Genomic DNA, 14,889 nt, shown 5'->3' with positions numbered 1-14,889 from the left:
CCTCTTCCAAAAGCTTCACTTGGCTTATCTTTTTAGATAACGTGCATAAAATATGGACATGATCCTTATGTCCTCCTACACGAACAGGATTACATTCCAAGCCTTTACAAACTCCTCCAATGTATTCAAACAATTCTTTTTTTACATTTTCATCAATGAAAGGATGACGATTTTTTGTGCTATTAATTTTTCCCGGTTTACTGCTTCCGGATTTCTTTTTCCATGAACTTTGTGAGCTCTGATTGTGGAGTTAATATATCCGACTCGTAATAAAACTCACTTCTATCTATAATTTCTCCTACCAAAATAATGGATAAAACCGTAAATATCGAAAACTGCGGAGCTATAAATATCAGTACTATGGGCAAGCAAATACCCACTATCCTTAATCCGCTGAACAATGGTAAAATATTTTGTTTTTGCTGATGTAGTTTTACTTTTCTTCCAATATATAAAACCAACTTCATCAAGCTAATAAAACTTATCAGGATGATATTCCCACTAATCCAGGCAAAGAAAAGCAGGACTGTAATACTCACCATAGCGCTATGAAAAAGCATATGATCTTTTCGTTTCAGAAATTGATAAAGCATATCCACAGAAATGATACTTGCAATTCCGAAACAAACAGACAGGTATGCCAACATATCACTTGCCGTGTAAAAAGACAGTACCGACAGTCCCAAAAAAGCCGAGAATGAAAAAATCTCCCTACTCAACCACGAATTTTTCAAATTTAGAATAAAACGCCACATCCGTAATTTTTTCCCAACATGAAAAGAGGTAAGTACAATTGCCATTACTGCCAACAGCATGAACCACAACGGCTCAACAGGCATTTGATAGAGGCTGCCAACCGCTTGCCAAGCCACCAAACCAGCAACCGAAAGAGTAAAAAGCACCAATGTCCATTCCTTTTTCAAGGATATTTTTGACGGTACATCGGGCAAATAAGCTTGCATCTGATCCGGACTTATCGCGGAAGCATCCAAATTTTCTATTTGGGGTTTGCGCTGTGCTTCGCGAAGCGGATTTAAAACGATGGACGGCTTAATACCCACATTCACAAATCCCGGCGTGATACGATCTTCTGTCCTGATTTCGCGTTGACCAAAATCCAATGCTCCCACCGGGCAAGCTTCAACACATGCAGGTTTACGACCTTCCGAAATCCTATCTACACAAAAATTACATTTCTCCACAATCTTTGTATTCGGATTAAATTTTGGCGCATCGTACGGACAAGCCCAAGTACAATAAGTACAACCTATACAAGCTTCGGCATGATGAATAATTGCTCCTGTTTTGGGATCTCTGGTATAGGCCAATGCCGGGCAATTTTCCATACAAGGTGCATCTTCGCAATGATTGCAGGCAAGGGAAAAATGAAATACTGGCAAACCGGGATGCTTGATTTTATTATGGGTATTCACCACCCTCCAATTCAGTAGTGTTTCGGTTCCGTTCTCGATGGTGCAGCCAGCCACGCAAGCCATACAGCCCACGCATTTATTCGTATCAAATAAAAATACATTCTTCTCCATGGCTACAATTTTTTAAGCGCTACCCAAGTGTTGTGAAATGCTGTTCCATGTCCCATATCAGTCTCCATTCCCTTCGTAAACAGATTGGGTGCAGCTCCATTTGAACCCCAATGCCCATTGGTAAGCACCACAGTATTTTTTCGCAGACCCAAATCGAATTGAACCTTCACCTTCGATTTTCCCTGCCGGTTATAAATCTCCACTACTTCCTCATTGGCAATTCCTCTCTCCTCCGCAGTTTCGGGATGAAGAGATAAACATGCCTCTGGCTCAAATTGTTTGATGATCGCCAGATTCCCAAACTGCGAATGAATCCTGTATTTAGAATTCGGAGATATCAATTGAAGCGAATAATCCTGATCCGATTCCAAGGGAACGTAATCCGGTAAGGAATTTACTTGCCAAAGCTGTTCGGCTCTTTCGCTAAACAATTCAATCTTACCCGATGGAGTCGGGAAAACATGATCCGCAAAGGGAATCTCTTCGTAAGAATTGGCCAGTTGCGGTCCTTCACGTAGCGCCTCCAAACTCAATTCCGGGAATGCTTTCAAATGATTATTGAGATATTCCTCTATTGCCTCATCCGTTGGCTCGGGGATATTTGCATGGATTTCGGAATCGGACCAGCCAAGCTTTTTTGCAAGGAGATAATAAATTTCCGTCTCCGGCTTTACCTCTCCGGCTGGTTCTACCACCTTCTGTTTGAGTTGCACATAGGGATTCCAGTACGAACCAATAATATCTGATTGCTCAAACATATTTTTCGCCGGAAGAATCAAGTCGGCTTCCAATGCAGTGTCGGTCATGAATTGCTCTACTACGACTCTGAAATCTGCTTTACGAAAAGCCTTGCGAATGGTATTGGTATCCGGATTCTGAGACAAGGGATTTCCTCTCTCCACCCAAATCATCTTAATTTCGGGATCTGCCATCTTCAACAGATCTTCCCCCAATTTAGCTACGGATATTTTTCTTCGAAAACAGGGATCTTCGCTACCCGGGAAATAAGATTCCGGTTCTTTTATGGTATCGAAAACGTAGGACTGCAAATTGGCATAATGCCAGCAGCCACCCTTCAAACCTATATTACCGGTTATCACCGAAAGGGCAAGTAAACAACGAGTGGTTTGCCCACCATTCTCGTAGCGTTGCATTCCATATCCCGGTATCAAGCTCATTGGTTTTGTTGTGCCGATAAGCTTAGCCAGATTCAAAATGGCATCCATCGGAATTCTGCAAATTTCAGCTACCCGTTCCGGAGTATAAGCTTCCACCCTTTCGCAGAACTGTTCATATCCCAAAACATGCTTATCGATAAACTCCTGATCAAGCCAATTGTTGTGAATGATTACCCGTGCGATACCCAATGCCAAGGCAGCATCGGTTCCGGCTTTAATCTGGAAAAGATGATTTGCCCGCTCACTAGATGGTGTTCTGCGAGGATCTATTACAATTAGTTTTGCACCTTTCTCCTGAGCCTTTTCGATGGGAATCATTTCCTGGATATTGGTTTCCACCGGATTTTTACCCCAGAGCAAAATTAATTTGGCGTGTTCCAGATCCCAGGGAGCATTGTGCTTGCAAGCTCCGAGAGTGAGGCGTGTGGCCTCCAATCCTGCAGGCCAGCATAGATTCCCGTAGGTTGTAGTTACTCCACCCAAAAGTCTCCAGAAAGCTGTACTCACCCCATTCAATAATCCGGACATGCCACTGGCAGCGAAAAATAAAATTGAATGAGAACCAAAATTTTGTTTGTAGTATTTTAATTTATCCGCGATAGTAGCGATGGCTTCCTCCCAACTAATTCTTTGGTAAGTTCCATTCTCTATTCGCTTTTGAGGATATAGAATCCTGTCTTTTGAATTGGCTCTTTCCACATATGCCAAGCCTTTAATACAAGGACCCTCGGGAGTTGCCCTATTGGAGGAGTGGGGTTCAATACCAATAACAGTATTGTCCTCCACTCTTACCTTCAGGCTACAGGTACTGTAGCAATTTCGTGGGCAAGCGCTTGATATAATTTTCTGGTTCTCTAACTTCATTACTTCCAAAAATTAGTCAATAAATCAAGACCGACCACAAAAATAACTAATTCTGCGCTATGCTTTGGAAGCTGACAGTATTTCTTCTTTAATAATGGCTGCCAATCGCTGCACTCCTATTACTGATTTTTCCTCGTTTACATAGGAGAAATTGATTCGAAGGGTATTTTTTCCAGAACCATCGCAATAGAACACATTTCCGGTTACAAAAGCCACTTTGTTTTCCACAGCTTTATAGAAAAGTTCCTGTGCATCTACATTTTCAGGCAAAGTAATGAATAGAAATAAACCACCTTCTGGTCTTGTCCAGCTCACGCCTTCCGGCATCAATAAGTCGAACTGCTCCAGCATAGCATCTCTGCGTTTGTGATACATCTCGATGGTACGTTGCAAATTCGGTTCAAAATGACCGGATGTCATATATCGGGCAGCTATTTTCTGTACAAAAGTTGGTGTACACAAGTCAGCCGATTGCTTAGCAATTACAATTTTATCGTTGATTTCGGCAGGAGCCAAAACCCAGCCAATACGGAAACCCGGTGCAAATATTTTTGAAAAAGTACCTAAAGTGATTACGTGATTGTCGTTATCCAACTCGTACATCATGCGCTGTGACTTTCCCTCGAAACGGATTTCGCGGTACGGGCTATCTTCCACAATCAGAACATCATATTTATGAGCTAAAGCAATAATTTCCAATCTACGCGATTCGGGCATGGTGATCCCTGTCGGATTTTGGAAATCAGGAATGATATAAATGAATTTTGGTTTTTTACCGATCTTCTTCAGCTCTTCCAGCTTTTCCTCCAAAGCAATGGCACTCATTCCCTCTTCATCCATAGGAATACCCTCCATTTTTGCACCATAGGAAGTAAATGCACCTATTCCACCTAAATAAGAAGGCAATCCACAGATAACGGTATCACCCGAATTAATGAATATCTTTCCAACCAAATCCAATCCTTGCTGAGAAGCAGTGGTAATGATCAGATTATCCAGGCTGCAATCCACTCCTTCGTCCTGATATCGCTTCAACAATAATTCCCGAAGTTCTATTACGCCCTCGGTAGCATCATATTGCAAGGATGCGGGTCCCTCTTCATGCAACATGGTACTAACAATTTCCTCCAAATTATCCACTGGAAAAGATTCTGGTGCAGGCAGTCCGCCGGCAAAAGAAATGATTTCGGGATTTTGAGTCAATTTTAAGATCTCGCGAATCGCCGATCGCTTAATGTTATTGCTGATATTGGAAAAAGTTCCTTTTAAATTGCTGATCATTTTGTTATGTTTTTGATGTTTTGTTTTTTGTTTTATCGCATGCCGGGCGTTTAAACCACCCGGCAGTTGTATCGTCACCTTACAACCAGTGCTTTCTCATACGCGACCATTTCTTATCACGATGTTCAGTAATGATTTCAATATCCTGATCAGATAAATGCTTAAATCGAGCTTGTTTTTTCAAATAATCAGGTATGGAAGCAAATTCCTTAGGATTCCGATTCAATTTAAATTCACCATCTTCATATTCTGCCAAAAAGATCAAACCACAATCTACTGCATCCTTTGCAATTTCCACCGATGTCTCGGTTGGCGTTCCCCATCCGGTAGGACAAGAAGCATATACATGGATGAAAGATGCTCCTTTGGTATGTTTTGCCTTGTTTACCTTATTCAGATAATCCTGTGGATAGCCAATACTGGCAGTTGCAGCATAGGCAATATCATGCGCAGCAATAATCTCAAACAGATTTTTTTTATGCGTTAATGTTCCGGGTAAATTCTTACCCGCAGGAGTTGTTGTAGTTTGTGTGCCGTAGGGAGTTAGTCCGCTTTTCTGAATACCTGTATTCATATAAGCTTCGTTGTCATAGCAAATATACAACACATCATCATTTCTGTCAATCATACCCGACAAAGCCTGGAAACCGATGTCAGCAGTACCGCCATCACCTGCAAAGACCACTGTTTTAAAATCTTTTTGCCCCAATGCTTTTGCACCCATCGCAATTCCTGATGCCATACTGGCAGCTCCCGGAAAGGTTGTGATGATTGCATTGGAATTAAATGCCATTTGCGGAAAGATAAATCCTACTGCCGACATACATCCCGCTGGTAAAGCGGTATAAGTTCTTTCGCCCAAAACTTTTAATGCCAGGCGAACGGCAATACTTCCTCCACATCCTGCACAAGCTTTATGACCATAAAAGAATTCCTTATCGGTCATGTTTTTCGCATTTACTCTCGGAATATCTAATACTTTATTCATTGGTTTCAACATTTAGACTAAAAAATTCTACTTTTTCTTCTCTACTTTTATCCAATCCAGCATAAAGCTTATGGAACATATCTTCAATTTCAGCTTTGGTAATATCTCGTCCGCCGAGTCCGCCAATAAAATTGCTTTTGTACACATAGTTCTCCACTTTTGAAATGGCAGAATTCACATTGGTGTACACGGTTCCCTCGTATCCGAAAGAAATATCTTTATCGATTACTCCGATTGCTTTCACACGTTTCGCCAAATCTTTTACTTCCTGTTCCGGGAAAGGACGCATGAAACGAATCTTCAACAGCCCTACTTTCATTCCTTCTTCGCGAAGCTTATCAACTACCACACGTACGGTTCCGCAAACACTTCCAATGGCTACCAATACTACCTCTGCATCTTCGCATCGGTATTCCTCCACCATATCATGGTATTTTCTACCGAATGTTGCCTCAAATTCCTGATCTACTTCCTTAATTACATCAATAGATTTTAGTACAGCCTGATTTTGCTGATACTTAAATTCGGTATTGTCATCAGGTTTTGAACTAAAGGCCAGATTCTTTGGCTCTTCGAATGACATTTTATTGGGTGTTACGAAGGCGGGTAGAAATTCATCTACTTTTTGTTGATCAGGAATCTCCACCAATTCGTAGGTGTGTGTCAGGATAAATCCATCCAAATTCACCATCATAGGAGTAAGTACATCTTTATGCTCTGCTATTCTGTAAGCCTGAATCATCATATCCAAAGCCTCCTGCGCATCTTCCACATAAACTTGTATCCAACCACAATCTAAAAGAGAAAGAGAATCTCTGTGATCTCCATAAATACTCCATGGTAATGCTACCGAACGATTGGCATTCATCATCACAATAGGATAACGTCCGCCACTGGCATAATGCAAGCCCTCGGCCATATACAATAATCCTTGCGAGGAAGATGCAGTAAATGTTCTGGCACCAACAGAACTCGCACCCATGCATACTGAAATTGCCGAATGCTCGGATTCTACGTGCATGTATTCGCCATCCATTTCGCCTTTCTCTACCATTTCGGACAAGCGTTCCACGGTGATCGTTTGTGGTGTGATGGGATAAGCTGCAATAACGTGAGGTCGGCATAGTTTTACACCATATGCAGCAGCTTCGTCCCCGGATATAAATATTTTATTTGTTTTCATTTTTTTATCTTTTTTATTCGCTTATAGGTGTCTACTTTAATTGTTTTTGCTTCTAGATCACCACTCTGTTCTGTCTGAGATCTTCCCTGAAAAGAAAAATGCTATATCAAGAAATTGTTTTGAATTTTATATCCAATGGCTAAAGCCAATCGGCAATTCATCCTTTCTCTTAACAGCTTACTGAGTGAAACCGAAGCACTTTACAATTATTCTTTCACCATACTTATAGCATCTTTCGGGCATTCGTGGGCACAAACGCCACATCCCTTGCAGTAATCCAAGTCAATCTTAATTTTGCCATCTTCCTTAAAAATGGTACCATCCGGACAAACCAAATAGCATCGAAGACAAAAAACACAAGCTTCATGATCTACTACCGGACGAACTTTTCTCCAACCAGCATTGGTCTCGGGTAGAAAACCAGCCTTGTATTGTGGACCCGTAGGGTAATCATCAATATGAGTAGGAAATTTATATTCTTTATTCTTTGGTCGGTTCATTACGCTAAAGTTTTAACAGTTTCATAAGCTTTCGCTACTATTTTCACATTCTTCTCCGCCAGAGATGGTTTCATTTCTGTTCGGATACTTGCCATCGCGGCATCTAAACTCACCAATCCGGAAGCTGCTGCCAAAGCACCGTACATGGCGGTATTGGTTATCGGACGACCCAATATTTCCATCGCCAAGGCAGTGGCATCTAATCCGATGATCTTGCAGCCTTCGAAAACAGATTCATATGGCGCAGTATTTTCGGTATTAATTAAGATACATGCTCCTTCTCTTACTCCTTTTCTCATTTCCGGAGTAATTAAAGTCTCGTCCATCACCACCACAAAATCGCTTTCCTGCACTTCGCTGCGATCCCGAATTTTGGTATCATCAATCTTGGTAAATGCCAAAACCGGCGCACCTCTACGCTCGGGACCAAAGGATGGAAATGCCAAGGCATGCTTTCCGCCATGAACACTAGCAGCTATACCTAACAGACGAGATGCTGTAAATCCACCTTGTCCACCTCTTCCATGCCATCTAATTTCTTTCATATGTTTCCTTTTTTAAGCTGATTTGCTGGAATCCGTCAACGAGACAATACGTTCGTTTTGGGTAAAAACTCCTTTTTAATTACCCCGAAAGTATTTTTCTATTGCCATTGATTCCAAACAAGCATTACTTCTTTCGTTGATGTGTTGTTGTTGTGAAAATCCTTTTCTTCGATTTATTGGGTAATTAGTGTTGCACGATCACTTTTCAAAAGAGCAATAAAACCACCTTTTAAATCTTCTGTAAATGTAGACTTTACTGTAATTATTTGCTATGCTTTCGCATAAATACAGAAAATAATACTGGGTGATACGTGTTTCTAAAGATTATATATCTTTACAGCTTACTGAAGATTCTTATTATTAGATAAATATTCTTGAAATGGAAAACCTGGATCGAACAGACCGCAAAATTTTAGAGCTTTTGCAACAGGATTGCAGAATCACTATTAAGGAGTTATCGGAGAAGTTACACCTCACCAACACACCTGTTTACGAAAGGGTGAAAAAGCTGGAACGCAGCGGTATCATCAAAAACTATGTAGCTATCCTCAATCCCGAAAAGATTGATCGCAGCATGATGGTTTTTATTTCCATATCGCTAACCAAACACACCCGCGATGTAGTGGAACGTTTCGAGGCAGAAGCATTGGCTTTGCCAGAAGTGATGGAGTTTTATTATACCTCAGGAAATTTTGATGCCCTGCTAAAGATTATGGTGAAGGATATGCAGGCTTTTCAATGGTTTATTCAGGAGAAATTATCCCAATTCGAACATGTGAGCCGTTTCAATTCCACTTTTGTGATTGCTTCAGCCGATAAGATTGGATATGATTTGTGAGACTCTGGTTACAAGGCTTCTGAATCCTCTGGATAAATCCAGATGCAATTGATACAGTTATTGCAAATAGATAATTAAGAAGTCTAATTTGTAGAAACTGCTCAAAAAAAGAAATCCTGATAAAACTTCTATATCCCAAATTAATTGCCTGTTGCTTTAACAACTGGATGTTTTTTTATATCCTCTGGATAAAGCCTGAGGTAATTGATATAGTTCTTGCAAATAGAAAAAATAATAAATTCTAATTGTGAAAAGACAGCTCAAATAAAGAGAGCCTGATACATTGCTGTATCCCATATCAATTGCCTGTTGCTTTAGCAGTAAAAATTAATAATATTTCAGGTATAAGCTGTATCTTAAAGGCTACTAATCAGATGGAATTATGAATAAAACACTAAGTATCATAATCCTCTGCTTTCTTTCCTTTTCGGGATTTACCCAACAGCTGGATGTGAAAAATTTGGTGAAGGAAGCGGATGAAAAAATGAGGGGAACCTCCAGCAAAAGCAACTTTAGCATGACTATTGAACGACCGGGATGGTCGCGCACAGTAAAAATGAAAAGCTGGACTATTGGCAACGATTACTCCTTGATGTACATTACCTCTCCTGCCAAGGAAAAAGGGCAAGTCTTTTTGAAACGCGGTAATGAAATGTGGAACTGGATTCCAAGTATCGAACGCATGGTAAAGATTCCTCCATCAATGATGATGCAGTCGTGGATGGGTTCTGATTTTACCAACGACGATCTGGTAAAAGAATCCTCTTTGGTAAAAGATTACGAACATCGGCTGGCTGGTGAAGAGCAGATTCAAGGCTACGATTGTTATAAAATTGAATTGATTCCCAAAGAAGATGCTCCCGTAGTGTGGGGAAAGATTTTCATGTGGATCAGCAAAAAAGAAAAATTCTGGTTGAAAGCAGCTTTTTACGACGAAGATGAATATCTGGTGAAATACGAAATCCTATCGGATATAAAATGGGTAGACGACAGGGAAATGCCTACAAGATTGGAAATGATACCCACAGATAAAAAGGGACATAAAACCATTCTCCTATACGGGAATACAAAATTTAATATCGATCTGAAAGAATCATTTTTTTCAATACAAAATATGAAGCGAATCAGATGATAATTCCAGCATCCAATTATCCTAAATATCCGGGAAAACGAAAAGTGAAATACCAGAATATGGGAACAAATATAAAATTGGCATGGCGAAATCTGTGGAGAAATAAAAGAAGAACCATCATTACGGTTGCTTCCATCTTTTTCGGGGTATTGCTATCGGCCTACATGACCTCCATGCAAGAAGGATCGTACACCAAAATGGTAGATATTGTGGTGAAATTCTACTCCGGATACATGCAGGTTCATCAGGAAGATTATTGGGAAAATAAAAGTATCAACAACACCTTCGAGTATAAACAGGATTTGGTGGATCAAATCCTTGCGGATAAGGATATTGATTTTGTGATTCCAAGGTTGGAGTCTTATGGATTGGCTTCCTCTCAGGAATTAACAAAAGGAGCTATGATATTTGGTATTGATCCGAAAGGAGAAAATCATCTGACCAAAATATCGGATAAACTAAGTGCAGGTAATTATTTGCAAAAAAAGGACGATGGCGTAATTCTGGGACAAGGACTAGCGAACTACCTTCGGCTGAATGTGAACGACACATTGGTAATTATCAGCCAGGGATATCATGGAATAAGTGCGGCAGATAAATTTCCAATCCGGGGCATCATCAAACATGTATCGCCAGAGCTCAATAAATCTATTGTGTACATGAGTCTGCATAAATGCCAGGAGTTTTTTAGCGCAGAAAACCGTCTGTCTTCTCTGGTGATTAATGTGGCCAACAATAAAATAATGAAAAGGGCGCTTCGTCATCTCAAAAGAAAAATAAAGCATCCCTATTCAGTGATGAGCTGGGAAGAAATGCAACCGGAAGTAGTGCAGCAAATAGAAGGAGACCGGGCCGGTGGTGTTATCATGAAAGCCATTCTATATATCGTTATCGCCTTCGGGATTTTAGGAACCATCATGATGATGATGATGGAACGAAGACGGGAATTTGGAGTGATGATAGCCGTGGGAATGCAAAAACGTAAACTTGCAAGCATTGTTTTCTTCGAAACACTCTTTATTGGCTTGCTGGGTATCCTTTCGGGATTGGTGGTGAGTTATCCCATCCTATTACTGCAAAGTGCGAATCCCATTCCACTTACCGGTCAGGCAGCCCAGCTAATGGAAGAATTCGGATTTGAACCGTACATGTTCTTTTCCACAGCCTGGGTAGTATTCCGACAGCAAGCCATCAGTGTTTCCATCATCACCTTAATAATTGCCATTTACCCGGTGATCTCGATATTACGAATCAAAGAAATAAAAGCATTACGCGCATAAAAAACAGGATATGATCACAGCAGTAGCATGGAGAAATATTTGGCGCAGTCCACTTCGATCGGGCATTATTATCGCTGCCATCAGTGTTGGAATGTCGGCCGGAATGTTTACAACTACCTTCACCAAAGGATGGATGAACCAACGGTTGGAGGTTGGCGTAGAAACCGAAGCCTCCCACATTCGCATTCAGCAACCTGCCTTTGGCGAGAATTACGATCTTAAAGAATATATTCCCAACAGCAATCTGTTAACAAAGGAAATTGCCAAGACAAAAAATGTGAACGGCGTGAGTCCTCGTTTAGTCATTCAATCGATGATTGCATCAGCCGAAACAGGAACAGGAGTGAAAATCATCGGAATTGATCCCGATAAGGAAAAAACCGTGACCAACCTATACACCAAACTATCGGAGGGAAAATATTTTGAGGGAGTAAAACGAAATCCCATTTTAATTGGCGCTAAACTGGCTAAAAAGTTAAAAGTAAAAATGCACTCCAAGGTAGTTATCACGGTACAGGATGCTAGTGGGAATATTACGGGTGGAGCTTTTCGGATATGCGGTATCTACGACATTACCAGCGGAATATACGAAGGATTGAATGTATTTGTTCGCAGCAGTGATTTGGCTCGTCTGGCGGGATTGAAAAAGAATGTTTCCCACGAGATTTTAGTGCATCTGGTAAATCCGGAAGAACTGGACAGGGAAACTCTTTTACTAAAAGCAAGCTACAAGAATCTGAAAGTTGAGAATTGGAAAGAATCTATGCCAGAGTTGGGATATATCAATGAAATAGGAAATTTATACACCTATATTTTTGTGATCATTATTCTGCTGGCACTGGGATTTGGAATAGTAAATACCATGATGATGGTGATTCTGGAGCGGGTGAAAGAACTGGGCATGTTGATGGCTATAGGCATGAGTAAAGCGCGCATTTTTAATATGCTGATGTTGGAAACGGTGATGCTCACCTTCACCGGAGGATTTACTGGTATTCTCATTGGTTTGGGAGCAACTTATGCCACCATGGAAAAGGGTATCGACCTTTCGAACTATGCTCAGGGATTTGAGGAATTAGGATACAGTCCGCATGTATATCCGGTTGTGGAAGTAAAAACCTTAATCGTAATTGTAATATTAGTGATTATTACGGGCATTGTCGCTTCCATTTATCCGGCACGAAAAGCCCTGCAATATAATCCGGCGGAAGCATTAAGAACAGAGTAGATCACTATATACATCCTTAAATCAGGATCGGGAATAACAAACAAAACACCAAAGCTTAGCAATGAAATACATCTACAAATATCAGAAGCCATGAATATTATAGAAATCACACATCTTCATAAAACATATAACGAATCAGAAGTTAAAGTACATGCAGTAAACGGAGTGAATTTGAATTTTGAAGCGGGAGAATTTGCCGCAATCGTCGGTCCGTCTGGTTCGGGAAAAACAACGCTACTCAACCTGCTGGGTGGTTTGGATTCCCCCAACGATGGTAAAATCCTGATCGACAAAACAGATTTGAGTGAGCTTAAATCTTCAGACTTAATAAAATTCAGGATGAAAAATATTGGCTTTGTATTTCAGTCCTACAATCTGATTCCGGTTCTGACTGCCCAAGAAAATGTGGAGTTCATAATGCATTTGCAAAATCGATCGAAACAGGAAAGAGAGGAACGCAGCATGGAACTATTACGTGCTGTGGGATTGGATGGCCGGGAAAACAGCAGACCCAACAAACTTTCGGGAGGCCAACAACAGCGGGTAGCCGTGGCAAGAGCTTTAGCTTCGAAACCCAAATTTGTGCTGGCAGACGAACCCACTGCCAACCTCGACTCCAAATCTACAGAGCAATTGCTGAGCATCATGGAAGAGCTGAACAGAAAAGAAAATATCACTTTTATTTTTTCCACCCACGACCAAAGGGTGGTGAATAAAGCCCGACGGGTAATTACCCTCGAAGATGGAAAAGTTATCAGTGATGAAAGAAAACGATAAGGAATTAGTATCAACCATTAAATAATTAGATATTTATTTCAGAATCAAAACAGATGAAAGGAATATTGATAAGGCTGTCTGAAAAGAGAAACGATCCTGATATAAAGTTAGAATGACAAATATTTTCTTTTTGGAACACAAACATATGTCAGAAAAAACAATATGAAGATGAAACGAATAATGATTCTCCTATTAATCATGCTTCCTGTCTTTTGCTTCTCGCAAGAGAAAAACTGGAATTTGAATGGCTATGTGAAGGATCTTTACATGTACTATCATCCCGAACAAACACCAGTAAGACCAATACTTCAGGATTTACATTCCAACACCATACACAACCGACTAAATTTTAATTGGTATCCTTCTGATAAAATAAGCTTTTCGGCGGGCATGCGAAACCGATTGATCATGGGAAATCTGGTGAGTGATATTCCCAATTACCAGTCCTCCATAGATGTGGATAATGGATATTTGAATCTTTCGTGGGTGAGCGCACAATCTGATCACTGGTTTCTGCATACTATTATCGACCGGGCATATCTGGATTTTACCCAAGGTACCTGGCAATTCAGAATTGGCCGTCAAAGAATCAATTGGGGTATCAATAAAGTCTGGAATCCCAATGATGTATTCAACAGCTTCTCCTATTTTGATTTCGATTACGAGGAAAGACCAGGAAGCGATGCTGTTAAAATTCAACATTACACGGGCGTTACCTCCTCGGTGGAATTGGTATTTAAGATGGGCGATTCTTACCACGAGATGGCTATGGCTGCCATGTACCGCTTCTCGCACTGGAACTACGATTTCCAGATGATCTCGGGATGGGTTGGCAACGATTACATGATTGGTGGCGGATGGACAGGAGCGATAATGGGTGGCGGTTTTCGGGGCGAGATTACCTATTTTAAACCCCTGCCAAACAACCATAACTCCTTTGAGACAAGCGTGGTCTCTGTATCCTACGATTATACCTTACAAAACAATCTATTTCTTAGCATCGAGGGTTTATTCAATAGTGCCGGGACAAGAGAAAAAGCGGGAAATACCAATCTACTCTTCAATCAGGATTTATCCGCTAAACAACTTTCCAGAGCCAAATATTCTCTGTTCGCCCAAATTTCTTACCCGATAACTCCTCTGTTAACCGCAAGCATTTCCAGCATTGTAAATCCTTCGGATCATTCTTCTTACCTGAGTCCTAATATTACTTATTCGCTGAGTCAGAATATGGAATTCATGCTAACAACACAATTGTTCTTCGGAACTCCAGGAAGCGAATTTGGAGATATTGGTCAACTGGCATTCGCTCGAATTCGATGGAGTTTCTAACATTCCTTTTGGATTAATTCAAAGGGGATTTTCTAAATCCTCTGGATAAAGCCTGAGGCTAATGATGTTGGTGTGGATATGCAACAAAAAACTGGACTTTATATTAAGCCGCGATTATATATTTAGATTTTCCATATTGATCTGGGGTTAAATAGCCCAAAACAGAATGTATTCTTTGTTTATTATACCATACTTCAATAAAGTGTACTATTTCAATTT

14 protein-coding genes are annotated in these 14,889 nt (G+C 40.6%); 6 read left to right on the top strand and 8 right to left on the bottom strand.

What is annotated here, in order from left to right:
• The 8 genes from DLK05_RS18075 to DLK05_RS15995 all read right to left on the bottom strand — a co-directional run.
• On the bottom strand, positions 1-187 hold a 187-nt coding region (locus DLK05_RS18075), incomplete at its 3' end, for a transposase (RefSeq protein ID WP_209319925.1).
• Between the two features lie 10 nt (positions 188-197).
• A complete protein-coding gene (locus DLK05_RS16025) occupies positions 198-1,544 on the bottom strand; it encodes a 4Fe-4S dicluster domain-containing protein (protein ID WP_127345022.1) in 1,347 nt (448 codons plus the stop codon).
• A 2-nt stretch (positions 1,545-1,546) separates the two neighbouring features.
• Entirely contained in the window at positions 1,547-3,586 is a 2,040-nt protein-coding gene (locus DLK05_RS16020; protein ID WP_127345021.1) for a molybdopterin-containing oxidoreductase family protein, read from the bottom strand.
• 57 nt (positions 3,587-3,643) lie between these two features.
• Positions 3,644-4,867, bottom strand: coding sequence for an aminotransferase-like domain-containing protein (locus DLK05_RS16015; RefSeq protein WP_127345020.1), 1,224 nt, complete (start codon positions 4,865-4,867; stop codon positions 3,644-3,646).
• 79 nt (positions 4,868-4,946) lie between these two features.
• Positions 4,947-5,855 carry a thiamine pyrophosphate-dependent enzyme gene (locus tag DLK05_RS16010; protein WP_127345019.1) on the bottom strand — a complete coding sequence of 303 codons (909 nt, stop codon included), beginning with the start codon at positions 5,853-5,855 and terminating at the stop codon, positions 4,947-4,949.
• On the bottom strand, positions 5,848-7,038 hold the full coding sequence (locus DLK05_RS16005; protein ID WP_127345018.1) for a transketolase C-terminal domain-containing protein: 1,191 nt from the start codon (positions 7,036-7,038) through the stop codon (positions 5,848-5,850). The genes DLK05_RS16010 and DLK05_RS16005 overlap by 8 nt, the downstream gene beginning before the upstream one ends.
• Before the next feature lie 206 nt (positions 7,039-7,244).
• On the bottom strand, positions 7,245-7,538 hold the full coding sequence (locus DLK05_RS16000; protein WP_127345017.1) for a 4Fe-4S binding protein: 294 nt from the start codon (positions 7,536-7,538) through the stop codon (positions 7,245-7,247).
• Positions 7,538-8,083 (bottom strand): 2-oxoacid:acceptor oxidoreductase family protein, encoded by a 546-nt coding sequence (locus tag DLK05_RS15995; RefSeq protein ID WP_127345016.1) that lies wholly within the window; start codon positions 8,081-8,083, stop codon positions 7,538-7,540. Before DLK05_RS15995 ends, DLK05_RS16000 begins: the two co-directional genes overlap by 1 nt.
• Positions 8,084-8,462: 379 nt before the next feature.
• Here DLK05_RS15995 and DLK05_RS15990 point away from each other — a divergent pair, with 379 nt between their 5' ends.
• The 6 genes from DLK05_RS15990 to DLK05_RS15965 all read left to right on the top strand — a co-directional run bounded on the left by DLK05_RS15990 (position 8,463) and on the right by DLK05_RS15965 (position 14,670).
• Complete coding sequence (locus DLK05_RS15990; protein ID WP_127345015.1) at positions 8,463-8,921, top strand: Lrp/AsnC family transcriptional regulator; 459 nt, start codon at positions 8,463-8,465, stop codon at positions 8,919-8,921.
• A 382-nt stretch (positions 8,922-9,303) separates the two neighbouring features.
• Positions 9,304-10,053 carry an outer membrane lipoprotein-sorting protein gene (locus DLK05_RS15985; RefSeq protein WP_127345014.1) on the top strand — a complete coding sequence of 250 codons (750 nt, stop codon included), beginning with the start codon at positions 9,304-9,306 and terminating at the stop codon, positions 10,051-10,053.
• On the top strand, positions 10,050-11,333 hold the full coding sequence (locus DLK05_RS15980) for an FtsX-like permease family protein (protein WP_127345013.1): 1,284 nt from the start codon (positions 10,050-10,052) through the stop codon (positions 11,331-11,333). The genes DLK05_RS15985 and DLK05_RS15980 overlap by 4 nt, the downstream gene beginning before the upstream one ends.
• A 10-nt stretch (positions 11,334-11,343) precedes the next feature.
• Positions 11,344-12,561, top strand: coding sequence for an ABC transporter permease (locus tag DLK05_RS15975; RefSeq protein WP_127345012.1), 1,218 nt, complete (start codon positions 11,344-11,346; stop codon positions 12,559-12,561).
• Between the two features lie 90 nt (positions 12,562-12,651).
• Positions 12,652-13,338 (top strand): ABC transporter ATP-binding protein, encoded by a 687-nt coding sequence (locus DLK05_RS15970; RefSeq protein ID WP_127345011.1) that lies wholly within the window; start codon positions 12,652-12,654, stop codon positions 13,336-13,338.
• Positions 13,339-13,506: 168 nt separating this feature from the next.
• Positions 13,507-14,670 carry a hypothetical protein gene (locus DLK05_RS15965; protein WP_127345010.1) on the top strand — a complete coding sequence of 388 codons (1,164 nt, stop codon included), beginning with the start codon at positions 13,507-13,509 and terminating at the stop codon, positions 14,668-14,670.
• Positions 14,671-14,889 lie beyond the last annotated feature (219 nt).

Source organism: Ancylomarina longa (assembly GCF_003996985.1).
Lineage (GTDB): Bacteria > Bacteroidota > Bacteroidia > Bacteroidales > Marinifilaceae > Ancylomarina_A > Ancylomarina_A longa.
This window is presented reverse-complemented; position numbering and strand designations above follow the sequence as displayed.